A 23948-nucleotide genomic window follows, 5' to 3' on the forward strand; every position below is an offset into this window, starting at 1 on the left:
GCATAAACGCAATTACATCTCTCGCCCGTCACACAGGGAGAATGGAAACACTCAGCTCGAACGCCTGAAGACATTGAGCTTTTCGGCAGGGCCGGGTCGGCCGATCAGATACCCCTGCATCTGGTCACAACCCAACCGCGACATGCAATCGAACTGCTCCTGCGTTTCGATACCTTCGGCGATCGTCGTCATTCTCAAACTTTTGGCCATGCCGACCACGAATTCGACAATGGCCAACGCATCGGTATCGGTCGCCACATCCCGCAGAAACGACTGGTCGATCTTGATCTTGTCGAAGGGTACGCCGCGCAAATTCCCAAGCGACGAATAGCCGGTTCCAAAATCGTCCATGGCGATCTTTATGCCGACATCTTTCAGTTTTTCAAGCGTGTCGAGTGTCTGATCGCTCTTGTTGAGCAGCACGGACTCGGTGATTTCGAGTTCGAGCCTGCTGGCGTCCAGCCCGCTCTTGTCGAGCGCCTCTACTACGTTTTGAATGAGGCTGGTGCTGTGGAACTGCACGGGGGAGAGGTTGATCGCAATTTTGAGATCGCCTTTCCAGGTCTTGGCTTCCTGGCAAGCGGTATCCATGGCCCATTTGCCCAGCGAATGGATCAGCCCGGTCCGTTCCGCCACCGGAATGAACGCCGATGGGGGCACACTGCCACGCACCGGGTGCGTCCACCGCAACAAAGCCTCGAAGCCGCAGATTTCTCGGGTCTTCGTCAGCATCTGCGGCTGGTAATAGACTTCCATCTCGTTGTTCTGAACGGCTGTTTGCAAGTCCGCTTCAAACGACCTTTTCTCCGTCAGCTGCTGCTGCATATGATCCTGGAACACGCTGACGCGACCTGGGCCCAGCCTCTTGGATTCGTAAAGCGCAAGATCGGCGCGCTTGAACAACTCATCGGCATTCGTGACATCGCTGGAAACGGCTATGCCCACGCAAGTCCCGATTTTGATTTCCAGTTCACCCAGATTATAGGGTTGGCTTATCTGTGAAATCACCGATTCTGCAAAGGCAAGCGCTTCATCTTCGTCACGTGCACTGGTGATGAAAGCAAACTCGTCGCCACCCAGCCGGCACACCATATCCGCGTCCTCGCGGATGGAAGACAGGCGCGTGGCAACGGACTGCAACAGCGCATCGCCGACATCATGGCCAAGCGTGTCATTGATATCCTTGAAGCCATCCAGATCCAGCAGAAGAATAATCGATGTCCCTGCATCCGCCAAGGCAAGCCTCTCGTTCAACTCCCGACGGAACAGTGCACGGTTGGGCAATTCGGTCAGGGCGTCATGATAAGCATCGTGCTCAAGACGGGCATTGTTGTCCTTCAGCTCCAAAGTGGCAGCCCGCAGATCGTCCGTCAAACCGCGCATGTCCTTATGGGCACGGTCCAGAAGATTGTTATGGCGGTTGAGAAGCAAAATGAGCGCGATGCCGCAAATGATCAGACCGCCCGCAAGTGCGGAGAATATGGTGTGAAGCTGGCGAACCTCCGAGTGAGCATTGTCGACAACTTCCACATCATAGGCAACGGATGATGATGCGAGCGTCGTCAAGGGACCATCGAGCGCTCTCATCGATTCCAGAATGGGTTTGACGACAGAGGGTTGCAGGTTGTCGATCTGCTTGTCGAGATCGGTAAGAACCGTCGTCAAATTCGTGACGAGATCGCGCCATTCCGGCCTGCCGCCAATGAAAGCTCCCAGATTTCCCTGCTTCAAAAGCTCCAGCCTGCCCAGCATCAAATCCATCCGCAAACGCAGATCGTCGTGCGTGACGTGCTCCGGATCCAGCAGGAAGCCATAGAGATTGTTCTGGAGGCGCAGATATTCCGAGACGGTCTGACTGACCGCCCAGGAATCATTATATCTGGCAAATTTCTGCAACGCGGTTTGTCGCTGTGCGATGACGTAGGCAATGTAGCCCGTAGCCAACACGAAGCAGCATATGATGACCGCCAATACCTTACGCAATTGGCACCTTTACTTGACTATCAGCTTTGCAACCTGCCAGGCGGAGCGGGTATAATAGGTCTGGGTTTGAAGTTCCGGGGCGGTGTCGTAGGGATAGATCACGAATAACGGACCTTTTTCGCGAACTTCCATATAGCTCCCGTCCCGCTTCATGGCCAGTATGACATTGAACTTGTCAAAATCTGCCATGGGAAGGGTACTGACGTAGTCATTGAGCGCCACCGCAGTCACCGTGGTACCCTTTGCACCAACCAAATCCATCAGTTTTTTCAGCGAAACGCCTTCGAAGCGCGTCACCCCGTCATACCATGGTGAATGCGTTTCCACCGTCACGATGCCAATCGCTTCCAGCATATCACGATCAAATTTCGCGGCACCATCGGCATTGGTGTTGGCTATATTGCCCGATATCGTCAGAATAGTTTTGCCCGTCGGCTGAGGCAGTGAGCCGGCTTGAGCAGAAGAAAACAAAGTGATCGCCAAAATGGCACTAAGAACTAACCGCACGATACGCATCGTCTTGTCCCTCGATAGAACTTTTTGGTCAACCCGGAGCTCGTCTAAAATCTTATATCAGTATTTTATACAATACGCGTATTTAGATTTTTTTATTGGATGTGCCTTGCCTGTCGCCGTCGCCACGTCGCGCCGTCTACAGGCTTTGACACTACAAAGCACACTAACGGTTATCCAATGTTTTAGATTGTGGTTAGCAAAATCGTAAAAAAATCTAAAAATGGTTTAGGAAAACAAAACACATGTTTACCGGGCGTGGCAATTGCCACACCCGGTGCTATCTACGGTTAAATCCGATGGGCAAATCCGTGTCGACGTCTCACGGCAGAATCGGAAGCCGGATCATGCCAGATCAAACCGATCGGCATTCATAACCTTGTTCCAGGCGACGACGAAGTCTTTCACAAACTTATGCTTTGCGTCTGCCGAAGCGTAAACCTCTGCCAAAGCACGAAGCTGTGAATGCGAGCCGAAAATCAGGTCCACACGCGTTCCCGTCCACTTCGCTTCGTTGGTCTTGCGGCTACGTGCTTCATAGACGCCTTCCTGTCCATGAACCGGTGCCCATTGCAGGTCGATATCGAGAAGGTTGACGAAGAAGTCGTTGGTCAGCGTTTCAGGACGCGTGGTGAAGACCCCGTGGTCCGGTTTGCCGACATTGAGAACGCGCAAACCACCAACGAGTGTCGTCATTTCCGGTCCAGTCAGCGTCAGAAGCTGGGCTCGGTCCACAAGCGCTTCTTCCGGCTTCATGAACTGGTGACGAGCCTTGTTGACGAAGTTGCGGAAGCCATCGGCACGTGGGTCGAGTGCGGCAAAGGACGCAACATCCGTCTGCTCCTGAGACGCATCCGTGCGACCAGGCGTGAACGGCACGATGATGTCGTGACCGCCAGCCTTCGCTGCCTTCTCCACACCAGCCGCACCAGCCAGAACGATCAGATCAGCCAGCGAAATCTTCTTGCCGCCGGTTTGGCCAGCATTAAAGTCACTCTGGATGCCTTCGAGAACGCTGAGAACCTTCGCCAGTTGCTGTGGCTGGTTGGCTTCCCAGTTCTTCTGCGGCTCCAGACGGATACGGGCACCGTTGGCACCACCACGCTTGTCCGATCCACGGAACGAGGATGCCGATGCCCAGGCGGTGGACACCAGTTCTTGCACGCTAAGACCGGTCGCCAGCACCTTGGCCTTGAGGTTGGCAATGTCGGCGTCATCGACCAGAGGATGATCGACAGGCGGAATGACGTCCTGCCAGATCAGATCTTCGGCTGGCACTTCCGGTCCGAGATAGCGAACCTTCGGCCCCATATCGCGGTGGGTCAGCTTGAACCAGGCACGTGCGAACGCGTCGGCAAACTGCTCCGGGTTTTCAAGGAAGCGACGCGAAATCTTCTCGTAGGCCGGGTCGAAACGCAGCGCCAGATCGGATGTCAGCATGGTTGGAAGATGCTTCGTAGTTGGGTCATAGGCATCGGGGATCGACGGGTCGGCGTTTTTGGCCACCCATTGCTTGGCACCGGCAGGGCTTGTGGTCAGTTCCCATTCGAAAGCGAAGAGGTTTTCGAAGAAGAAGTTGCTCCACTGCGTCGGCGTCTGTGTCCAGGTGACTTCCGGACCACCGGTCGTCGTGTCCTTGCCGATACCGGTGCCGAATTTGTTATGCCAGCCAAGACCCTGCGCTTCCAGTTCACCGCCCTCAGGCTCCGCGCCGATGAGGGATGGATCGCCTGCGCCATGCGTCTTACCGAAGGTGTGGCCGCCTGCAATTAGCGCCACGGTTTCTTCGTCGTCCATGGCCATACGGGCAAATGTCGAGCGAATATCGCGGGCGGAAGCGATAGGATCAGGATTGCCATTCGGACCTTCCGGGTTGACGTAGATCAGACCCATCTGCACCGCACCCAGCGGTTCCGCCAGTTCGCGTTCGCCACTGTAACGCTCATCGCCCAGCCATGTCCCTTCAGGACCCCAGAAAAGCTCTTCCGGCTCCCAGACGTCTGCGCGACCACCGGCAAAGCCGAATGTCTTGAAACCCATGGACTCCAGCGCGACGTTGCCGGTCAGGATCATCAGATCGGCCCAGGAAATGCTGTTGCCGTATTTCTGCTTGATCGGCCACAAAAGACGACGGGCCTTGTCGAGGTTGGCGTTATCGGGCCAGCTGTTGAGTGGCGCGAAACGCTGCTGACCGGCACCGGCACCGCCGCGACCATCGGTAATGCGGTACGTGCCCGCGCTATGCCAGGCCATGCGGATGAAGAGACCACCATAGTGACCGAAGTCGGCGGGCCACCAGTCCTGAGAATCGGTCATCAAGGCGTGGAGATCGGCCTTCACAGCGTCCAGATCGAGCGCCTTGAACGCTTCGGCATAATCGAAGTCCTTGCCCAAAGGATCAGAAAGGGACGAGCCGTGATGCAGGATTTGGATGTTCAGCTGGTTGGGCCACCAATCTCTGTTCGAGCGAACGGCTTTTGGTGTCTGGCCGTGGGCCACGGGACATTTGCCCGCGCTATCGGTTTTCTGATCCATGATAGTCTCCATGTCACTTTTGAGTGGACGTTAAAAAAGCTGTTGCTGTCAAAATTGCAGGATTTCAGTTGACCTTGATCGCGGCAAACCACGACACGAAGTGAAATGTAACCTCGCCACAAGACCTTTTAACGACCCATTGCCATAAATTTAAGTTGGATTTACTGATTGATGCGATAAGCTTGGCTTATGAAGAACCTGACATTGAAGCAGCTCCGCTATTTCGAAGCGCTAGCGCGCCACAAACGTTTTCGGCTTGCGGCTGAGGCTTGCGCCATTTCCCAGCCAGCGCTTTCCATGCAGATCAAGGAACTGGAGCAGGAAGTTGGACACGATCTCTTCGAACGCGGCGCAAAAGAGGTCAAACTGACCGCGTTCGGTGAGACATTCGCCCTGCGTGTGCGTGAAATCCTGCGCGATGTGAACGAACTAGGGGAGTTGGCGCGCGCGTCGAAAAACTCGTTCTTGTCGCGCCTTCGGATCGGCGTCATTCCCACCATAGCGCCTTACCTGCTTCCCACCATCATCAATGATCTGAACAGAACGTTTGACGGTATCGAAATACAGATCCGTGAGACGCAGACCGCAAAACTGCTCGAAGAACTGAAACAGGGCGATCTCGACCTCGCCATCGTGGCCCTCCCGATATCGGAACCATCCCTCATCGAATCGAAGCTTTTCGACGAGGAGTTCGTGCTGGTCAGGCGGCATCAGGATGGCGGCAAACCCGTGCCTGAACGCACGGCACTGCCCAAAATGCGGTTGCTGCTCTTAGAAGAAGGCCATTGCTTCCGTGATCAGGCTCTGTCTTTTTGCAATGTCGGCTCATCACAGCCCAGAGAAGTCATGGAAGGCAGTTCACTATCGACCTTGGTGCAGATGGTCAGCGCCGGCATCGGTGTCACGCTCATCCCGGAAATGGCGGTTCCCATGGAAACCCGCTCTGCCCATGTCTCGGTGTCGCATTTCGACGCCCCCGCCCCTGTCAGAACCATCGGCATGATCTGGCGCAGTTCGACACCGATCGGCAAACAACTCCTTCAAATTTCAGAGGTCATTCGCACATCGACGACGAATATGCGGGAAACGAATAACGCTCGCAAACCGTTGATCGAAGCGACAAGCCATTGATCTAAATACACAAAATATCGTGATAGTTTCACACTTGCTTTAAAACACGAACGTTCGTATTTAAAAATCCAGTTTCAGGACCCAATCATTATGGCAAGAACACGTAAAATCAGCACGGATGACATTCTCGACGCCGCCGAAAGGGTTGTCCTGCGTGCTGGCGCGACCGGCTTTTCCATCGACGCCGTGGCGCAGGAAGCCGGCGTCAGCAAATCACGTGTCGTCTACGATCACAAATCCAAGTCCGCTTTGCTCGAAGCCCTGATCGAAAGACGCCTTGCAGCAGAAGAAGAGCGCGTGCAGGACGCGATCAATGGCAGCAGTCATCTGCCGCACCCCGAATTGTTTGGTCGCATTGCGGTGGCCGAAAAGGTGCCTGACGATACCGACAAAGCGGTTTGCCTTGCCATCAGCGCGGCCATGTCGAGCGAAGAGAAAATCCACGACCGCATGAGCGACTGGACCCGCAAGGATCTTGCTGCCATGGAAAAAGGCAAACGACCGAAAGCAGCCATGATCGCTTATCTGGCACTGACGGGCTTCTGCTGCACAGAATATTTCAATTTCCACCAATGGGAACCAGCAGAAAGGCTGGCAATTCTCGACGGTATTCGCGCTATTTACACGACCTTTCCCGACGAAACATGACGATCACCCGAGGGTGATATGATGAGGACATATGATGCACAGCAGAACCACGCTGCCGCGACTGCTAACCTTGATGACTGCCGCGTTCGTACTGGCGGCACCGACGATTGTTCACGCGCAGGAAGGCATGCAGATGCCACCGCCTGCGGTCGGCGTGCTGGAACTGACGGCAAAATCAGTGCCTGTGGTCAACGAGCTTCCAGGCCGTATCGCCGCAACACGCACTGCCGAGGTTCGTGCGCGCGTTTCCGGCATATTGTTGGAACGCGTGTTCGAGCAGGGAACGCTGGTCCAGAAGGACGATGTCCTCTACCGCATCGATCCACGGCTGTTCAAAGTCCGCGTCGCCAGCGCGGAGGCCTCCTTGCAGCGCGCCCAGGCAACGCAAAGCAATGCGCGCCAGCAACTGGAACGCCAGAAAAACCTGCGTGAACGCAACGTGTCAACAGGCATCGATTACGATACGGCAGCGGTCAATCTCGCCCAGGCGGATGCCGATGTTGCGCTTCAGCAGGCTGCGTTGGATGAAGCGCGCATCAACCTCGATTACACAGAAGTCCGCGCCCCCATCAGCGGCATCATTGGCGGCGCGCTCGTTACCGAAGGCGCGTTGGTCACGGCAGATGGCACACAGAACCTCGCTTTGATCCAGCAGATCGACCCCAGCTACGCGGACTTCACCCAATCCGCGCAGGATATGATGTCGTTGAGACGCGCTGTCGATGACGGGAAACTGGCAAGCCCGGCTCCCGGCCAGGCCAGCGTCCGACTGGTTTTCGATGATGGCTCCGTCTATCCGGATGCCGGTCGTCTGCTGTTTGCCAGCGCCAGCGTGGATTCAACCACGGGTCAGGTCACGTTGCGGGCGGAGTTCCCCAATGCCCGCCGCGATTTGCTACCCGGCATGTATGTGCGGGTCAGAATCGAGCAGGCGGTTCGTGAAAACGCTGTCACCGTTCCCCAACGTTCGATCATCCGCAATGCGGACGGCAAACCGTTAGTCTATGTCGTAAACGGCGATACAGCCGAGGCACGCCCTATCGAACTCGGTCAGGCGCTTGAAACCGAATGGGTCGTCGAAAAGGGTTTGACCGCCGGCGACAAAGTCGTGGTCGATGGTGCCCAGAAGGTCCAGCCCGGTGGCAAGATAAAGCCGGAACCATGGCAGCCGGAAAAAACAGCCGAGACACCGGCGCAAGCACCCAAGCAGTAAGGTCCTTTCATGGCACAGCTCTTCATAAGACGGCCGATCCTCGCCTGGGTCTTTGCGCTGTTTATTTCCATTGCGGGCATCATCGCCCTGCCGTTTCTGCCGATTGCGCAATATCCCAAGGTCGCGCCGCCGCAGCTGACGATTTCCACCACCTATCCCGGCGCTTCGCCGCAGGATATCTACCAGGGCGTCACCCGGCTCATCGAAGATGAGTTGAACGGCGTCGAAGGGCTGATGTATTTCGAGTCCACCTCCGATACGTCGGGTCAGGTCTCCATCAACGCCACATTCGAGGCTGGCACCAATATCAACCAGGCCTCGGTCGATGTGCAGAACGCCATTCGCCGTGTCGAGGCACGTCTGCCTTCTGCCGTTGCGGCACAGGGTGTGACGGTGGAAGAAGCCGCCTCAGGCTTCCTCATGTTCATCACGCTGACCTCGACGGATGGCACCATGGATGAGGTGGCACTGGGGGACTATCTCAACCGCAACGTCCTTGGTGAACTGCGCCGCATCGAAGGTGTCGGTCGCGCCCAGCTGTTCTCATCACAACGTGCCATGCGCGTGTGGATCGATGCCGACAAGCTGGTTGGCCTCAACCTCACGGCTGGTGATATCAACAGCGCAATCACCGCGCAAAATGCGCAGGTTGCCGCGGGCCAGATCGGTGCTGCACCCAACCCCGTCAGTCAGGATTTGACTGCCACCGTCCTCGTCAAGGGACAACTGACCGACCCTGCGGAATTCGGCAATATCGTGCTGCGCGCCAACCCGGATGGCAGCAGCGTGCGACTGAAAGACGTCGCCCGCATCGAGCTTGGCGCGGAGACCTACAACTTCTCCAGCCGCCTGAACGGACAGGCCAGTGCGGCCGTCGGCATTCAGCTTTCCTCCACCGGCAACGCTGTTGCGACCTCGAAAGCGGTCTCGGCAAAACTGGAGGAACTGTCGCGCTTCTTCCCAAGCGGCGTCGCCTATGCCGTTCCCTATGACACCAGCCCCTTCGTTTCGGCATCAATCGAAAAAGTGTTGCACACGCTGGTCGAGGCCATCGTTCTCGTCTTCATCGTGATGTTCGTGTTCCTGCAGAATTTCCGCTACACGGTCATTCCCACGCTGGTCGTGCCGGTGGCGCTGCTGGGCACGTGCGCGGTTATGTATGCCACCGGGTTTTCCATCAACGTTCTGACCATGTTCGCCATGGTTCTCGCCATCGGTATTCTGGTGGATGATGCCATCGTCGTCGTTGAGAACGTCGAGCGCATCATGGCCGAAGAAGGCTTGTCGCCGAAGGCAGCAACGCAAAAAGCCATGAAGCAGATCACCGGCGCCATTCTCGGCATCACGCTGGTTCTGGCCTGCGTGTTCATACCCATGGCCTTCTTCCCCGGATCGACCGGCATCATCTATCGTCAGTTCAGCTTGACGATGGTCGTGTCCATTCTGTTCTCCGCCTTCCTCGCATTGTCTTTGACACCGGCTCTTTGCGCCACGTTCCTCAAGCCCATCAAGCAGGGCCACCAGGAAAAGCGCGGTTTGGGCGGCTGGTTCAACAGGAAGTTCGATGGCCTGACAAACGGCTACACCAAGGCGGCAACGGGCGGTGCCCGTCGTGCGGGGCGAATGATGGTCATCTACCTCGCGCTGGTCGCCGGTCTCGGCTATCTCTTCGTCAGCCTTCCCAGCGCCTTCGTGCCGGATGAGGATCAGGGCTTCCTGATCGTCGACATTCAGGGCCCGCCGGAAGCCAGTGCAAACCGCACCGTGGCGTCCATCGAGCAGATCGAAAAAATCTTCAAGGACGAACCTTCGGTCAAGGATGTCGTTGCCATTCAGGGCTTCAGCTTCTCCGGCAACGGTGCCAATGCAGCGCTGGCCTTCATCACGCTCAAGGACTGGAGCGAACGTGGGGCCGATAATTCGGCGCAGGACATCGCCAACCGCGCCAACATGAAGCTGTTTGGCCTGAAAGACGCGACGACATTTGCTCTTTCACCACCGCCCATCGAAGGCTTCGGTACATCCGGCGGCTTCTCCTTCCGCTTGCAAGACCGCAATGGCATCGGCCAGGCCGCTCTTTCGGCTGCGGCTGGCGAGTTGATGCAGAAAGCAGGCAAAAGCCCGGTTCTGGCCGGAATGCGCATCGAAGGCCTGCCGGATGCCGCGCAGATCATGCTGGTGATCGACCGCGAGAAAGCCAACACGTTCGGCGTTACCTTCGCCGATATCAACAACACCATTACCGCCAATCTCGGATCGTCCTACATTAACGACTTCCCGAACGCCGGACGCATGCAGCGCGTCGTCGTTCAGGCGCAGGACCGTGACCGTCTTCAGGTCGAGGATCTGTTGAAGCTGAACGTACGTAATGCCAGCGGCGGCATGGTGCCTCTCAGCTCATTTGCCATCGCGCAATGGCAGAAAGGTTCTCCGCAGGTCGTCGGCTACAATGGGTATCCGACCATCCGTATTTCGGGTGCGCCTGCGCCGGGAAACTCGACGGGTGCGGCTATTACCGAGATGGAACGCCTCGCCTCAGAACTTCCGGCCGGCATCGGCTACGAGTGGACTGGTCAGGCTCTGGAAGAGATCAAGTCCGGCTCGCAGGCACCGTTCCTGTTCAGCCTCAGCATTCTTTTCGTGTTCCTGCTGCTGGCAGGTCTCTATGAAAGCTGGTCCATCCCGCTTGCGGTGATGCTGGTCGTACCCCTTGGTGTCATCGGCTCCGTGCTGGCGGTCCTTCTTCGGGATATGCCCAACGACATCTACTTCAAGGTGGGCCTGATCGCGATCATCGGTCTCTCAGCGAAAAACGCGATCCTTATCGTGGAGTTTGCCAAGGACTATTATGCGGAAGGAAAAACCCTGTTGGAATCCGCAGTCCTGGCTGCAAAGGTACGTTTCCGGCCGATCATCATGACCTCGCTGGCCTTCACGCTTGGCGTGGTGCCGCTGGCCATTGCCACGGGTCCAAGTGCTGCCAGCCAGAACGCCATCGGTACCGGCGTTCTCGGCGGCATGATCTCAGCAACGATCCTTGCGGTCTTCTTCGTCCCGGCATTCTTCGTCTTCGTTCTGAAATTGATGCGCACGAAACGGCCGGAGGTGGAGACGCCGCAGGAAGAGCCTGCAACGGTCCAGCACTGATTGAAACGAAAACGCCGCAGATAGTATCTGCGGCGTTTTTATATGGGAGACCGCTCGCCGATAATTTAGTGGTCCTCGAATGCTCTCGCGGTATGCCCGGGTAAGGATTGTTGAGACCCCGCATGTTCGCCCTCATTCCTGTGCTTGTCACAGGAATCCAGTCGCCGCGCGTCTGCGCGGCGGAATGACTCTTTTCAGCCCAAAGACTTGGTCTGGCTGGATTCCTGTGACGAGCACAGGAATGAGGGAAGGTAGCGCCAACGACCGCACGTCAGCTTTCGAAAATCAGCAGTCCCGACCGTTGGCATAACCATCAACGATACAAACCGAACCCGGCATGGGCTGGGTAACACTGCGGCGGATGCTGTAGGATTTCTTGGCCGGTTCGACACGATTGATCGAGCCGGTGCTGATCATGTCGAAACTGTCGGGCGTCTGGGCGAAGCGGGCGGGAGGCGTCTTGCCTGCCAGCATGGGGGTGACGATCAGCGACAGCGCAATCGCCACCATACCAAAGAGCAGAGCGACATTCACAACGCCAATTTTGCGCGATTTTTCAGAATAGGACCGGCGTCCCTCCACTGTCTTCCAAAAATCCTCGTTCATACCAAGGCCTCGCTACGCGCCATTTACCAATTGTTCAGTCTTTTAATTTGCCAGAGGGTGATAAACGATTGGTTAATAGCGCCCCGTTTTGAGACGATGCAGGCCCTTGGAAGCCTTTATTCACGGTATTGTTTACAGCAGGTCCTGAAGATAGGGGATCAGCGGCTCATCGGCCGGCGGCATGGGGTAGTCTCGCAAAGCCTGCGGCTTCACCCATTTGATCGCCTGCCCCTCGGCCCCGCGCGGGATACCTTCGTAACGACGGCAGACGTAAAGCGGCATCAGAAGGTGAAATGTCTCATAGGTGTGGCTGGCAAAAGTCAGCGGAGCGAGACAGGCGATCTTGGTCTTGATGCCAAGCTCTTCTTCTAGCTCCCGAACCAGAGTTTCCTCCGGCGTTTCGCCGCTTTCGACCTTACCGCCCGGAAACTCCCACAAACCGGCCAGCGATTTGCCTTCTGGCCGTTGCGCCAGCAGAATTCTGCCATCGCTATCGATGAGTGCGCAGGCCGCGACGAGAAGGATGTTTCGCCCAGCGTCAGCCATCACTCCGCGTCCTTGCGCCAATAGCGATAGGTATAGGCTGTGGAAAAGCCGAATTTCTCATAAAGGCCAATGGCCGGCCGATTGGTGGATACCACCTGAAGCCACGCGGTTTTCGCGCCGCTGATCCGCGACCAGCGAAGCGCCGACGTCAGAATTTCCGTTGCCGTCCCTTTTCGCCGGATCGACGGATCCACATCCAGCGACAAGATGCCGGCAAGGTCGTTATCCTGCACGCAAATGACGGTCGCCAGCGGTTCGCCTTCGACCTCTTCCTTGATGAACAGCCCAAGCGTCGGCTTGATGGAGCTGACAATCTCGGCAATGGGGGACCGCAAAGCCGGGTCTTCGCTGCTGATCTTAAGGCTGGCTTCGACAAAGCGCCCGATATCGTGGGTTGGAAGATGCGCCATGGTTTCCGGGAGCTCGGCATCGACAAGGTCTGCGGTCATGACGTCTACGTCTTCGAACACGCTCCAGCCATCCGCCAGCAGGTGCTCGCGCAGTTGCGGTGGCATCAGCGTCGTTTCACGCACGATCAGCGGACGCCCGAAATCTTCGAAGCGTTTGCGCGCCTTTTCCAGACGAAGACTGCAATTGCCGTAATCAGATGGATCGAGCGGTACCACGCAATTGATACGCTTGGACGGATGCGACCCCGTCAGCCTTATCTGCCAGCTGCCGTCATAGATCACGGACGATGCTGGCCATGCGCGGAAGCTGACGGCTTCGAGACGCCGGACGAGCGGAAGATTGACGGACGCGTTCTGGATATCGTTAGGCCCCACCGGTCAGCTCCGATAATCGCCGTTGATTTCGACATATTCCTTGGTCAAGTCGCAGGTCCACACGGTTGCCGTGCCATTGCCCAGACCGATATCGACCTTGACCGGGATGTCCTGTTTTTTCATGACAGCAGTGGCTTCAGCCTCGGAATAATCCGCGTCACGCTCGCCATTGACGGCAACGCGCACATGGCCGAACCAGATTGCCAGACGATCGCGGTCCGCCATTTCGCCGGACTTACCAACGGCCATGACCACACGTCCCCAGTTGGCGTCCTCACCTGCGACCGCCGTCTTGACCAGCGGCGAGTTGGCGATGGACAGGGCGATCTTCTTGGCTGCCGCATCGTTTTCGGCACCAGTCACGGTGATTTCGACCATCTTGCGCGCGCCTTCGCCATCGCGAACGACCTGCAGCGCAAGGTCTTTCAACAGATCGTTCAATGCCTCACGGAACGATCCGAGCTTGGCATCTTCAGCCGTCTCGATTCGCGCCTGTCCGTCTGCACGGGCCGCACCCGTTGCAAACAGCATCAGCGTATCGGAGGTGGAGGTATCGCTATCGACAGTCACCGAATTGAACGTTGGGCCAACGCCTGCGGCCAGCAATGCCTGCAAGGCAGCGGGTGCAATATCCGCATCGGTCACGACGAAGGACAGCATCGTCGCCATGTCAGGCGCGATCATGCCGGCACCCTTGGCGATACCGTTGATCGTAACGGTGACACCGCCGATCTCGGCTGTGCGTGTTGCGACCTTCGGATAGGTATCCGTGGTCATGATGGCCTTGGCGGCCTCCTGCCAGAAGTCGCCCTTGGCGTCCGTGTTCATCTGGCCGAGAACGCCTGCAAACTTGGTGGCGTCGAGCGGTTCGCCGATGACGCCGGTGGAGGCGAGGAACACTTCGTTTGCTGCACAGCCCACGGCCTCGGCTGCGGATTTTCCCGTCAACTCGGTCGCGGCGCGGCCCTTGACGCCGGTAAAGGCATTGGCGTTGCCGGAATTGACGACCACGGCGCGCGCAACGCCCTGCGCCAGATTGGCACGGCAGAAATCGACCGGGGCGGATGGGCATTTCGATTTCGTGAAAACGCCCGCAACGCTGGCTGGCTCATCGAATACCATCAACAGAACGTCGGTGCGGTTCTTGTATTTGATACCGGCGGCGGCCGTCGCCATTCGCACACCGCGAAGGGCTGGCATGTCTGGATAGGATTTGGGAGCGAGCGGTGAAACGGCAGCGGACATTGGCGGGGAACCTGCATTTTTCGGGACGAGATAAAATGAAAACGGGGCGGCTCATCGCCGCCCCGTAAATTGCGGAGAATTACTGCTGTGCAGGTGGCTCGGCGGCCTGCTGCTTGCTGGCTTCGTCGTAAGCCTTGCGCATTGCCTCATCGGGAATGTCGATCTTCTGCTCGGCCTTGGCCTTTTCGATCAGGGCAACATACTTGTCGCGCATGACGAGCTGACGGACCTGTGCTTCGACTTGATCATAGGCTGGTGGCGGTGCAACGCGCTTGTCTTCCAGCTTGATGACATGGAAGCCGAACTGCGACTTGACCGGGGTCTTTGTGTAGGCACCCTTTTCGAGAGCGAAAGCAGCCTCTTCGAATTCAGGAACCATGCGGCCCTTGCCGAACCAGCCGAGATCGCCGCCGTCATCCTTGTTGGAATCGGTCGACTTTTCTTTTGCCAGCGCTGCAAAATCCTTGCCAGCGTCCAGCTGCTTGATCACGTCCTTGGCTTCCTCTTCGGTCGCAACCAGAATGTGGGCAGCCTTGATTTCATCTTCCTTTGGAAGCGCGGCCACTTCCTTCTCGTAGCGTGCCTTGACCTCTTCATTGGTCACGGCATCAACCACATGCTTGCGGAAGTATGCGTTGTGCAGTTCGCGATCAGTGATGAAAGCGAGACGCTTCTTGAAGTCTTCGGTCTTTTCCAGACCTTCGGCAGTCGCGTCCTTCACCAGAAGCTTGACGTCGATGGCGCCTGAGAGAGCAGCGACTTTCTTCTGTTCGTCAGGAAGCTGTGCAAGCTGCGGATCGAGATTGCTCATGGCAAGATCGAGTTCGGACTGGCGGATTTCCAGATCGCCGACCTTTGCGACGACGGCATCTTCCTGCGCGAAAGCGGGAAACTGAAGACCAAGGGTGGCCACGATCACAGCAGCCGCAATTCTATTATAGCGCAACATATTAAACCTTTCGGAGACAATGCCGGCTCCAGACGTGGTTTTCCGGCTGAAAAAACTTCCAAACACCGGAATGTGGCCATTCTGTAACGGGCAGAACCGTTGACATCATTTGCCCCCCCTCTTATCTGTCGCGTAACCTCGCGTCCAGATACGTTTCAGGGTCTAGTCTGTCATTTGTGTTTTATTGCAGTGCCAGACCTCCACGCCCCTGGAAAAAACGGAATTTCAGAAAGGGCCACTAAGATGGTCAGTCTCGGCGGAATCGCCCGCAAGTTGTTCGGCTCGGCAAACGATCGCCGCGTTCGCTCCTATCGTAGCAATATCGGTGCCATCAGCGCACTCGAAGAGGAAATGAAAGCCCTCTCCGATGAGGCGCTGGCGGCAAAAACGGTTGAATTCCGTGCGCAGCTCGCCGAGGGAAAATCGCTCGACAGCCTTCTCGTTCCTGCCTTCGCGGTGGCGCGTGAAGCCTCCCGCCGCGTTCTGGGCATGCGTCCCTTCGACGTTCAGTTGACCGGCGCGATGATTCTTCACTCCGGCGACATCTCGGAAATGAAGACCGGTGAAGGTAAAACGCTGGTAGCGACGCTCGCCGTTTACCTGAATGCCCTTGAGGGCAAGGGCGTCCACGTCGTTACTGTCAACGATTATCTCGCCCAGCGCGACGCAGCCACCATGGCGCGCCTCTACAATTTCCTCGGCCTTACCACCGGCGTCATCGTACACGGTCTTGATGATGACCAGCGCCGCGAAGCCTACGCCTGCGACATCACCTACGCGACGAATAACGAGCTAGGCTTCGATTATCTGCGCGACAACATGAAATACGACAAGCCGCAGATGGTGCAGCGTGGCCACCACTACGCTATCGTCGACGAAGTCGACTCGATTTTGGTGGATGAGGCGCGCACCCCGCTCATCATCTCCGGTCCGCTGGATGACCGTTCAGATCTCTACAACACCATCGATGCCTTCATTCCGATGTTGTCGCCGGAAGATTACGAGATCGACGAGAAGCAGCGTTCGGCCAACTTCTCCGAAGATGGCACCGAAAAACTCGAAAACCTGCTGCGTGACGCTGGCCTTCTCAAGGGCGAATCGCTCTACGACATCGAAAACGTCGCCATCGTTCACCACATCAACAACGCGCTGAAGGCTCACAAGCTGTTCCAGCGTGACAAGGACTACATCGTCCGCAACGATGAAATCGTCATCATCGACGAATTCACCGGTCGTATGATGCCCGGTCGCCGTTATTCCGAAGGTCAGCATCAGGCGCTGGAAGCCAAGGAAAAGGTTCAGATCCAGCCGGAAAACCAGACGCTGTCTTCCGTCACCTTTCAGAATTATTTCCGCATGTACAAGAAGCTCGCCGGCATGACCGGTACGGCCTCGACCGAAGCGGAAGAATTCAACAACATCTATGGTCTCGATGTCATCGAGGTTCCGACGAACCTGCCGATCCAGCGTATCGATGAAGACGATGAAGTCTACCGGACCGGCGAAGAGAAGTTCAAGGCGATCATCGAACAGATCAAGGCCGCCCATGAGCGCGACCAGCCGGTTCTGGTCGGCACGACCTCGATCGAAAAGTCCGAACTTCTGGCAACCATGCTGCGCCAGACCGGCTTTGAGAACTTCCAGGTTCTGAACGCCCGTTATCACGAGCAGGAAGCCTATATCGTATCGCAGGCCGGTGTGCCCGGCGCTGTTACCATCGCCACCAACATGGCTGGTCGCGGTACCGACATTCAGCTCGGCGGCAACGTCGATATGCGTCTCGAGCGTGAGCTTGAAGGTGTCGAGCCTGGCGAAGAGCGTGATGCCACGGAACGAAAAATCCGTGAAGAGATCAAGGTCTTGAAGGACCGGGCGCTGGCTGCCGGTGGTCTTTTCGTCATCGCGACCGAGCGTCACGAAAGCCGCCGTATCGACAACCAGCTGCGCGGTCGTTCCGGCCGTCAGGGTGACCCGGGCCGCTCGAAATTCTACCTGTCGCTTCAGGATGACCTGATGCGCATCTTCGGCTCCGACCGTATGGATTCGATGTTGCAGAAGCTGGGTCTCAAGGAAGGCGAAGCCATCGTCCATCCTTGGATCAACAAGGCTCTGGAACGTGCCCAGAAAAAGGTCGAAGCCCGCAACTTCGAAACCCGTAAGAACCTCCTGAAGTATGACGACGTTCTCAACGACCAGCGCAAGGTTATCTTCGACCAGCGCCTGGAACTGATGGAAGCGGAAAACATCAGTGAAACCGCAGCCGACATGCGCAATGAGGTCATCGAAGCTCTCGTCACCAAACATGTTCCCGAAAATGCCTATGCAGAACAGTGGGACATTGCTGGCCTGAAGGCCGGGGTCGAACGTTTCCTCAACCTTGATCTTCCCGTCGATGAATGGGCCAAGGAAGAAGGCATCGCCGAAGACGACATCATGCAACGCGTGACGGATGCCGCCGACAAGACCATGGCCGACAAGGCTGAGCGTTTCGGGCCTGACGTGATGGTCTATGTCGAGCGTTCGGTCATCCTTCAGACCATCGACCACCTGTGGCGCGAACACATCGTCAACCTCGATCACCTGCGCTCCGTCGTCGGTTTCCGTGGTTATGCCCAGCGTGATCCATTGCAGGAATACAAGGCAGAAGCCTTCGAGCTATTCCAGGCGCTGCTATCCAACCTGCGTGAAGAAGTCACGGCGCAGTTGATGCGGGTGGAGCTGGTACGCGATCCGCCTCAGCCTGAATTGCCGGAAATGACGGCCCATCATCTCGACCCGATCACCGGCGAAGATGAGTTTGCCAGCCACGACCAGGACACATCGGTTGCCTTCGTCCCGCCGGAACAGCGTAATCCGAACAATCCTGCCACATGGGGCAAAATCGGCCGTAACGAAGCCTGCCCATGCGGCTCCGGCAAGAAGTACAAGCATTGCCACGGAATTTTCGAACAAGCCTGAGTCCGGCTTCAAAAGACCCATAAATGAAACGGCTCGCGGAATTTCTCCGCGGGCCGTTTTTGTTTGGCTAATAATCGAAATCGGCGGCCAAAAATGGTCGGGTACATCTAGCGATCCGCTCTTAACCGCTCACGATTTTCTTCCTAAGACGTGTCTGTACCTCAAACCGGGCGGACACCCTCATGACAAATTTCAAATCTGCATTGATAGCTGCCATTGCCATCTTCACCGTCGCGACACCCGTTCTCGCCGAAGACCTGACATTCGAGCTGAAGAACGGCACCAACTCGGTGCTGACCCACTTCTTCACATCACCCGTTGGCCAGCGCAGCTGGGAAGGCGATGTTTTCGGCAACCAGACCCTCAACCCCGGCGAAAGCATCGAGATCACCATCGCCGATGGCCGTGATGTCTGCAAATACGATATGCGCTTCGAATTTCAGGGCAGTAACGACCTAGACACGACGACCGACACGCAGAACCTTTGCGAGCTTGGCGAATACACCATCGAAGAGTGATCGACGCCACCTGCGTTGTCTGGCCGAAGCATCTCACGCGCCCGAAATATCTCACGGGAATGTGTGGAACGGCCAGACCCTACAGGGAAAGCAACCACTAAAATTCATTTGACGGTACGCGTAACCTCTCGTAACCGTTGGCTTTCCTCTGCGATTGCTGAGACATAACGCCATGAAGCACTCGGAATTGGCCGCCTATCTCTTTCTCGCCATTGCGTGGGGATTATCGTTCCTGTTGGTGTTGCATGCCGTTGCCGCATTCGGCTGGGTGGGCGCAGTCACGTTGCGGTGCTTCATTGCAAGCTTCACGCTTCTGATCGTCGCGCGCGTTTCGCGCCGAAAGCTGGATTTCAGCGCAGGCTGGCGCGCATTTGCGGCCGTTGGTGCCACCACCGTCGCAGGGCAGCTCATCGGACTGTCCTATGCGACGCCGGTCATTGGCACAGCCATGGCCGCCATCCTCGTCGCCAGTATTCCACTGTTCTCCATGCTGATTGGCCAGGTTTGGGGGCTTGAAAAGATATCGCCGCAAAGCCTTCTCGGCATGGCCCTTGGCTTTAGCGGCATTATCATTCTTGTCGGCTTTCCTGCGGTGCCTGTCACCACTGCATTCGTCATCGGCTGCGTCGCTTGCCTTCTCGGCTGCATTTGCGCAGCGTTCGGCAGCAACTATGCAAGCCGCCACCTCAAAGGTTCAGGATCGTGGGAGATCACAATCGGCTCATTTCTGGCGGGCGGCATCATAACACTGCCGTTTCTGGTGGTGGTGCCCATTCCCGGCACACCAAGCCTTGGAGACTTCGCTTATCTCTTCGGCCTCGCCATCATCATGAGCGCCCTGACCTACGTCACCTATTTCCGGCTGGTTTCTCTTATCGGCGCAACCAAAACAATCAGTGTGGAGTTTGTGGTCACTGTAATCGCGGTCATCGTTGGTGCAGTGGTACTGGATGAACCGCTTTCACACATACAATTCCTTGGCGCTGCCATCATCATAGCAGGTTGCGCTTTGGTCCTTGGACTGTATCCGAAACGTAGAGTGACACCCCTTTTGCCGTGAGCCAATTCCCAAGCAATCGCCATTAAGAACTCACGCATATTTAGTGACGGCAATACTCTCAACATTGTTAACGTTTCGATGTATGATTGAAATAGTGCGGGGCAATCAACCGCGAACATGGTAACGATCGGTGCTCGCTAAAAAGTCGTGCCCCCATTAAAAATGCTGCTTCCGGCGACTACATTGTCATCGAGCGCACGAGAAAGACGGTTATAAGAGCGGAATGGCAAGCGATCCCAACGACCCAGATATGCGCGATGACCGTTTTGCGATGCTCCTGGCAAAAACGGCTTCGGATCGCCCCGCTGCGGATAGCAGCCTGCGTGTCGGTCGCTCCGGACGTGAGTTCTGTATATATCCGGCACAGCTAGGCTACGATCTTCAGGAAGAACTCGATTTCCTGTCCAACCGGGTCATGGAGCCGAACATCTTTTTCACCGGCAAGCTTCTGGCACCGGCGATGCCGCGCGTGGACGAACGCTCGGTGCGGTTTGCCCTGATGCGCGACGAAAACGGTGCGCGCAGCCGCATGCGCTTTCTCATGCCGTTTACCGTGGAAAAGCCTGGCTTTTCCGTCGGTCCGTCCATCTTGCGCGCATGGGCCAACCCCTTTGGTCCTTTGGGCACGCCTCTTGTGGATGCGGAAGGTGCAGCTGAGACCATCGACAATTTGCTCGATGCGTTGTCGCAACCCGAATTGCGCCTGCCGGAAGTCCTGGTTCTACCACAGCTGCGGCTGGACGGGGCATTCGTGCGCATGATCAAGGCGATAGCGCTGAGCCGCAACCTGCCTTTGGCAACCTCCGAATCTCATCACCGCATGATGCTGGAAAGTAAGGTCGATGCTGGCCTTTATCTCAAAAACACCTTGCCACTGGCGCATTTGCAGGAACTGAAGGCACAGTGGCAAAATCTGGAAGCCATTGGTGCACTGACCTATGATGTCGCAAGACAGCCGCAGGACATCAGGTTGCGAACAGAGGAGTTTCTGGCGCTCGAGGCCAGCGGTTCCAAAGGCCGCAAACGCTCGGCTCTGGTCAGCGATAGATATCGCGCGGCTTTTGCCCGTGAGGCCATCACCAATCTGGCTGAAATAGACGCCGTCCGCATCCACACGCTTAACCTCAATGGTGCGGCCGTTGCGTCGGCCGTGGTGTTCATCACCATGGGTGAGGCCTATGTCTGGAAGCTCGCAGCCAGCGAGGATCATTCCCGCCACTCTATCGACCGGTTGTTGATGCAACGATTGACGGAGTGGCATCTTGATGATGCCAATATTCTGCGCACGGACAGCTGTGGTGCCGATGAAGACCGCGATCTCGATGGTTTCTGGAGCGAAAAGTCTGAGATGGGCACGCTCGTCATCGGCCTTTCGCAAAACAGCGACCGCGATGTTCGGCAGGTCGCGGGCCAGGTTCATATGTACCGTAATACGCGAAATCTGGCCAAAGTCCTGCGCGAGCGGATCATGTCTCTTGGTCGCAAGGGCAGTTGATCGGTCATAAAAAAGGGGTGCGAACACCCCTTTTATCGTAAATGATGATATCAGCGTGACGCTGTCCGGATTATTCGGCACAGTTGCGTCAGTGCCGCATCATATCCACCTCCCAGAATATCGACGCAACGTTTCGCCAGTCGCATCTGCTCGGACCGTGACATGTTATTATAGGAGTTGATGGCTTCGCGCACGGCACCTGGAGGGAGCGTACCGGGGTTGATAGGTCCACCGGGAACGCCCGGTGTGCCGATGCCCACGCCAACACCCACTCCGACGCCGGATGTGGCAGCAGCGCCGACAGTGGCATTGGCATTCAGGCCGCTTCGTCCGCCCACGGATGCGTTGACATCGGCATTGACGCCACTCCGCCCACCAACGCTGGCGCTGGTATTGGCATTGATGCCATTGCTTCCGCCAACAGACGCGTTGACGTCAGCACCAAGACCGCCGCCGCTTCGTCCGCCGACATCGGCACCGGCGTTGACGCCGCCACTTCCACCCACAGAGGCGCTGGCACTCACACCACCACTATCATTGCCACCGACACTGGCACTCACGCCGCCTACACTCACGTCCAATGCCTGTGCATCAAACGGCAAGACCAGACATGCGGTGATGAATAAAGAAGATGTTATTTTTCTCATGGCTCTCTCCTCCTTCTCGTGGGTTGTGTTGGACTTTGTCTCTCGCTCTAACCCACTGGAAAAAATAATATATAAGATTTTTCTTTAATAAAAAAGAGTGATATTTAGAGATAACTAATATTTAGCGACACGAAGTCGATGCTTTGCCCCAATAAGAGACGTTGGCTGTAGGTTGACCGAGCCAGTGGGTAAAGATTTCCTCTTATCATCAATGGCTTGCAAGAATGATCCGGCTGAATGCAAGGCATGCGTAAATCTTTGCTGTCCAGTCTTTGAATTCTCGTGGACACTGGGCTTCACGAAGCTTTACAGTGCACCTTGCGGCGTCTCGACAGCCGTTTCTTTCCGGAGTCTGCCATGTCCCTCACCCCGTTTTCCCGACGTTCCCTCATCAAGACAGCGGCCCTTTTGGCGGCGTCGACGACGCTTGTGCGTGCCGACGTTGCATGGGCTGCGAGTACAGGCGGGCGTCTCGTGGTGGCAGCGGATTCGGAGCCGAAGAACCTCAACCCCGCCATCGTTGCATCCAACGGCGTTTTCTACATTTCCAGCAAGATCATCGAGCCCTTGGCGGAAGCGTCCTTCAAGGGCAAGGTTGGGCTGGAGCCGCGCCTTGCCACCAGTTGGCAAGGGTCTGATGATGGCCTGAGTGCCACCTTCAAGCTGCGCGAAGGCGTGACATGGCATGATGGCAAGCCATTCACCTCCGCAGACGTCGCCTTCTCGGCACTGTCTGTGTGGAAGCCTCTCCAGAATCTGGGGCGTCTCGTTTTCGCCAATTTGGAAACGGTCGATACGCCTGATGACCACACCGCGATCTTGCGCTTTTCCAAGCCGACACCATTCCAGCTGATCCGCAATGCCTTGCCTGTCGTTACCAGTGTCATTCCCAAACATCTCTATGAAGGCACGGATATCGCCACCAATCCGGCCAATACCAAACCCGTCGGTACCGGACCCTTCGTATTTGCGGAATACAAGCTAGGCGAATATTACCGCCTGACGCGCTACGATAAATATTGGGCCAAGGACGCGCCGAAGCTGGATGAAATCATCTACCGCGTGTTGCCGGATCGCGCAGGCGCTGCGTCCGCACTCGAGGCGGAAGAAATTCAGCTCGCCGCTTTCTCTGCCGTTCCGCTGTCTGATCTCGCCCGCATCGCCAAAGAACCCGGCCTCAAGGTCATCGCCGATGGCTATGAGGCTTTGACCTATCAGCTGGTGGTGGAAATCAACCATCGCCGCAAGGAACTGGCCGACCTAAAGGTGCGCCAGGCCATCGCCCACGCCATCGACAAGAAGCTGGTGGTCGACACCGTCTTCCTGGGTTACGCCAGCATCTCCACCGGTCCGGTCCCCAAAAACGCACCGCAGTTCTTCACGTCTGACGTCGAGACCTACCCCTTCGATGTGGACAAGGCCAATGCCCTCCTGGATGAGGCGGGTTACAAGCCCGATGCCGATGGCACACGCTTTTCGCTTAAGCTGCTGCCGGCACCCTATTTCAACGAGACCAAGCAGTTCGGGGCCTATCTGCGTCAGGCGCTGGCGGAAATCGGTATCAAGGCTGAGATCGTCAACAATGATTCCGCCGCGCATCAGAAGGCCGTCTATACGGATCACGCCTTCGATCTCGCCGTTGCACCGCCTGTCTTCCGGGGTGACCCTGCCATTTCGACCACCATCCTCGTCAAGTCAGGCACACCTGCCGGCGTCGGTTTCTCCAATCAGGGCGGCTATGAGAACAAGGAGCTGGATGCGCTGATCGATAAGGCCGCCGAGACTATCGATGAAAAGGCCCGCACCGAGCTTTACAAAGAGTTCCAGAAGAAGGTCACTGAGGACCTGCCGCTTATCAACGTCGCCGAATGGGGCTTCATCACCGTGGCGCGCGATACCGTTGAGAACGTGGCATCCAATCCGCGCTGGGCTGTCTCCAACTGGGCAGATACCGCCGTTCAGGGGTAAA

The 23948-nt window shown here is 56.7% G+C and carries 18 protein-coding genes; 9 read left to right on the forward strand and 9 right to left on the reverse strand.

Features of this window, described 5'->3' with window-relative positions; translation table 11 throughout:
- Positions 1-51: 51 nt before the first annotated feature.
- From CPJ18_RS10595 to katG, 3 genes are all read right to left on the reverse strand, one after another.
- Positions 52-1983 (reverse strand): putative bifunctional diguanylate cyclase/phosphodiesterase, encoded by a 1932-nt coding sequence (locus CPJ18_RS10595; RefSeq protein ID WP_103658127.1) that lies wholly within the window; start codon positions 1981-1983, stop codon positions 52-54.
- A 9-nt stretch (positions 1984-1992) separates the two neighbouring features.
- Positions 1993-2499 (reverse strand): putative pterin-binding protein, encoded by a 507-nt coding sequence (locus tag CPJ18_RS10600; RefSeq protein WP_103658129.1) that lies wholly within the window; start codon positions 2497-2499, stop codon positions 1993-1995.
- A gap of 342 nt (positions 2500-2841) precedes the next feature.
- The gene (katG, locus tag CPJ18_RS10605; RefSeq protein ID WP_103658284.1) at positions 2842-5031 is read right to left on the reverse strand and encodes a catalase/peroxidase HPI; all 2190 of its coding nucleotides are present in this window, start codon (positions 5029-5031) and stop codon (positions 2842-2844) included.
- Positions 5032-5220: 189 nt separating this feature from the next.
- Here katG and CPJ18_RS10610 point away from each other — a divergent pair, with 189 nt between their 5' ends.
- The 4 genes from CPJ18_RS10610 to CPJ18_RS10625 all read left to right on the forward strand — a co-directional run bounded on the left by CPJ18_RS10610 (position 5221) and on the right by CPJ18_RS10625 (position 11170).
- On the forward strand, positions 5221-6162 hold the full coding sequence (locus tag CPJ18_RS10610) for a hydrogen peroxide-inducible genes activator (protein ID WP_103658131.1): 942 nt from the start codon (positions 5221-5223) through the stop codon (positions 6160-6162).
- A 90-nt stretch (positions 6163-6252) separates the two neighbouring features.
- Complete coding sequence (locus tag CPJ18_RS10615) at positions 6253-6810, forward strand: TetR/AcrR family transcriptional regulator (RefSeq protein ID WP_103658133.1); 558 nt, start codon at positions 6253-6255, stop codon at positions 6808-6810.
- 73 nt (positions 6811-6883) lie between these two features.
- The gene (locus tag CPJ18_RS10620) at positions 6884-8023 is read left to right on the forward strand and encodes an efflux RND transporter periplasmic adaptor subunit (protein WP_245445390.1); all 1140 of its coding nucleotides are present in this window, start codon (positions 6884-6886) and stop codon (positions 8021-8023) included.
- A gap of 9 nt (positions 8024-8032) precedes the next feature.
- Entirely contained in the window at positions 8033-11170 is a 3138-nt protein-coding gene (locus CPJ18_RS10625) for an efflux RND transporter permease subunit (RefSeq protein WP_103658135.1), read from the forward strand.
- A gap of 285 nt (positions 11171-11455) precedes the next feature.
- Here the strand turns inward: CPJ18_RS10625 and CPJ18_RS10630 are convergent, their stop codons facing one another.
- The 5 genes from CPJ18_RS10630 to CPJ18_RS10650 form a co-directional block, all read right to left on the reverse strand.
- Complete coding sequence (locus CPJ18_RS10630; protein WP_077103304.1) at positions 11456-11776, reverse strand: hypothetical protein; 321 nt, start codon at positions 11774-11776, stop codon at positions 11456-11458.
- A 132-nt stretch (positions 11777-11908) separates the two neighbouring features.
- A complete protein-coding gene (mutT, locus tag CPJ18_RS10635) occupies positions 11909-12322 on the reverse strand; it encodes an 8-oxo-dGTP diphosphatase MutT (RefSeq protein ID WP_103658137.1) in 414 nt (137 codons plus the stop codon).
- Positions 12322-13107: a GNAT family N-acetyltransferase gene (locus CPJ18_RS10640; RefSeq protein WP_407026483.1), complete on the reverse strand. Its 786-nt coding sequence runs from the start codon at positions 13105-13107 to the stop codon at positions 12322-12324. The genes mutT and CPJ18_RS10640 overlap by 1 nt, the downstream gene beginning before the upstream one ends.
- A gap of 3 nt (positions 13108-13110) precedes the next feature.
- Positions 13111-14352 carry a bifunctional glutamate N-acetyltransferase/amino-acid acetyltransferase ArgJ gene (argJ, locus tag CPJ18_RS10645; protein WP_103658139.1) on the reverse strand — a complete coding sequence of 414 codons (1242 nt, stop codon included), beginning with the start codon at positions 14350-14352 and terminating at the stop codon, positions 13111-13113.
- 79 nt (positions 14353-14431) lie between these two features.
- The gene (locus CPJ18_RS10650) at positions 14432-15301 is read right to left on the reverse strand and encodes a peptidylprolyl isomerase (RefSeq protein WP_077103298.1); all 870 of its coding nucleotides are present in this window, start codon (positions 15299-15301) and stop codon (positions 14432-14434) included.
- A 243-nt stretch (positions 15302-15544) separates the two neighbouring features.
- On the opposite strand from CPJ18_RS10650, the gene secA reads away from it, so the two are divergent.
- From secA to CPJ18_RS10670, 4 genes are all read left to right on the forward strand, one after another.
- Positions 15545-18259: a preprotein translocase subunit SecA gene (gene secA / locus CPJ18_RS10655; protein ID WP_103658141.1), complete on the forward strand. Its 2715-nt coding sequence runs from the start codon at positions 15545-15547 to the stop codon at positions 18257-18259.
- 182 nt (positions 18260-18441) lie between these two features.
- Entirely contained in the window at positions 18442-18777 is a 336-nt protein-coding gene (locus CPJ18_RS10660; protein ID WP_077103294.1) for a hypothetical protein, read from the forward strand.
- Positions 18778-18949: 172 nt separating this feature from the next.
- Complete coding sequence (locus tag CPJ18_RS10665) at positions 18950-19837, forward strand: DMT family transporter (RefSeq protein ID WP_103658143.1); 888 nt, start codon at positions 18950-18952, stop codon at positions 19835-19837.
- A gap of 223 nt (positions 19838-20060) precedes the next feature.
- The gene (locus tag CPJ18_RS10670; protein ID WP_103658145.1) at positions 20061-21332 is read left to right on the forward strand and encodes a GNAT family N-acetyltransferase; all 1272 of its coding nucleotides are present in this window, start codon (positions 20061-20063) and stop codon (positions 21330-21332) included.
- Positions 21333-21382: 50 nt separating this feature from the next.
- On the opposite strand, the gene CPJ18_RS10675 is transcribed toward CPJ18_RS10670, so the two are convergent.
- Positions 21383-21979 carry a hypothetical protein gene (locus CPJ18_RS10675; protein ID WP_103658146.1) on the reverse strand — a complete coding sequence of 199 codons (597 nt, stop codon included), beginning with the start codon at positions 21977-21979 and terminating at the stop codon, positions 21383-21385.
- Between the two features lie 357 nt (positions 21980-22336).
- On the opposite strand from CPJ18_RS10675, the gene CPJ18_RS10680 reads away from it, so the two are divergent.
- Positions 22337-23947: an ABC transporter substrate-binding protein gene (locus CPJ18_RS10680; RefSeq protein WP_103658148.1), complete on the forward strand. Its 1611-nt coding sequence runs from the start codon at positions 22337-22339 to the stop codon at positions 23945-23947.
- The last annotated feature ends 1 nt before the right edge of the window (position 23948 follow it).

Origin of the sequence: Agrobacterium rosae (assembly GCF_002915175.1) — a bacterium.
Taxonomy (GTDB): domain Bacteria; phylum Pseudomonadota; class Alphaproteobacteria; order Rhizobiales; family Rhizobiaceae; genus Agrobacterium; species Agrobacterium rosae.

What these genes read in the sequence shown, in the direction of transcription:
- CPJ18_RS10600 (WP_103658129.1), bottom strand. Translation starts at nt 2,499, where the DNA reads ATGCGTATCGTGCGGTTAGTTCTTAGTGCCATTTTGGCGATCACTTTG.
- katG (WP_103658284.1), bottom strand. Translation starts at nt 5,031, where the DNA reads ATGGATCAGAAAACCGATAGCGCGGGCAAATGTCCCGTGGCCCACGGC.
- CPJ18_RS10610 (WP_103658131.1), top strand. Translation starts at nt 5,221, where the DNA reads ATGAAGAACCTGACATTGAAGCAGCTCCGCTATTTCGAAGCGCTAGCG.
- CPJ18_RS10615 (WP_103658133.1), top strand. Translation starts at nt 6,253, where the DNA reads ATGGCAAGAACACGTAAAATCAGCACGGATGACATTCTCGACGCCGCC.
- CPJ18_RS10620 (WP_245445390.1), top strand. Translation starts at nt 6,884, where the DNA reads ATGACTGCCGCGTTCGTACTGGCGGCACCGACGATTGTTCACGCGCAG.
- CPJ18_RS10625 (WP_103658135.1), top strand. Translation starts at nt 8,033, where the DNA reads ATGGCACAGCTCTTCATAAGACGGCCGATCCTCGCCTGGGTCTTTGCG.
- CPJ18_RS10630 (WP_077103304.1), bottom strand. Translation starts at nt 11,776, where the DNA reads ATGAACGAGGATTTTTGGAAGACAGTGGAGGGACGCCGGTCCTATTCT.
- mutT (WP_103658137.1), bottom strand. Translation starts at nt 12,322, where the DNA reads ATGGCTGACGCTGGGCGAAACATCCTTCTCGTCGCGGCCTGCGCACTC.
- argJ (WP_103658139.1), bottom strand. Translation starts at nt 14,352, where the DNA reads ATGTCCGCTGCCGTTTCACCGCTCGCTCCCAAATCCTATCCAGACATG.
- CPJ18_RS10650 (WP_077103298.1), bottom strand. Translation starts at nt 15,301, where the DNA reads ATGTTGCGCTATAATAGAATTGCGGCTGCTGTGATCGTGGCCACCCTT.
- secA (WP_103658141.1), top strand. Translation starts at nt 15,545, where the DNA reads ATGGTCAGTCTCGGCGGAATCGCCCGCAAGTTGTTCGGCTCGGCAAAC.
- CPJ18_RS10660 (WP_077103294.1), top strand. Translation starts at nt 18,442, where the DNA reads ATGACAAATTTCAAATCTGCATTGATAGCTGCCATTGCCATCTTCACC.
- CPJ18_RS10665 (WP_103658143.1), top strand. Translation starts at nt 18,950, where the DNA reads ATGAAGCACTCGGAATTGGCCGCCTATCTCTTTCTCGCCATTGCGTGG.
- CPJ18_RS10670 (WP_103658145.1), top strand. Translation starts at nt 20,061, where the DNA reads ATGGCAAGCGATCCCAACGACCCAGATATGCGCGATGACCGTTTTGCG.
- CPJ18_RS10675 (WP_103658146.1), bottom strand. Translation starts at nt 21,979, where the DNA reads ATGAGAAAAATAACATCTTCTTTATTCATCACCGCATGTCTGGTCTTG.
- CPJ18_RS10680 (WP_103658148.1), top strand. Translation starts at nt 22,337, where the DNA reads ATGTCCCTCACCCCGTTTTCCCGACGTTCCCTCATCAAGACAGCGGCC.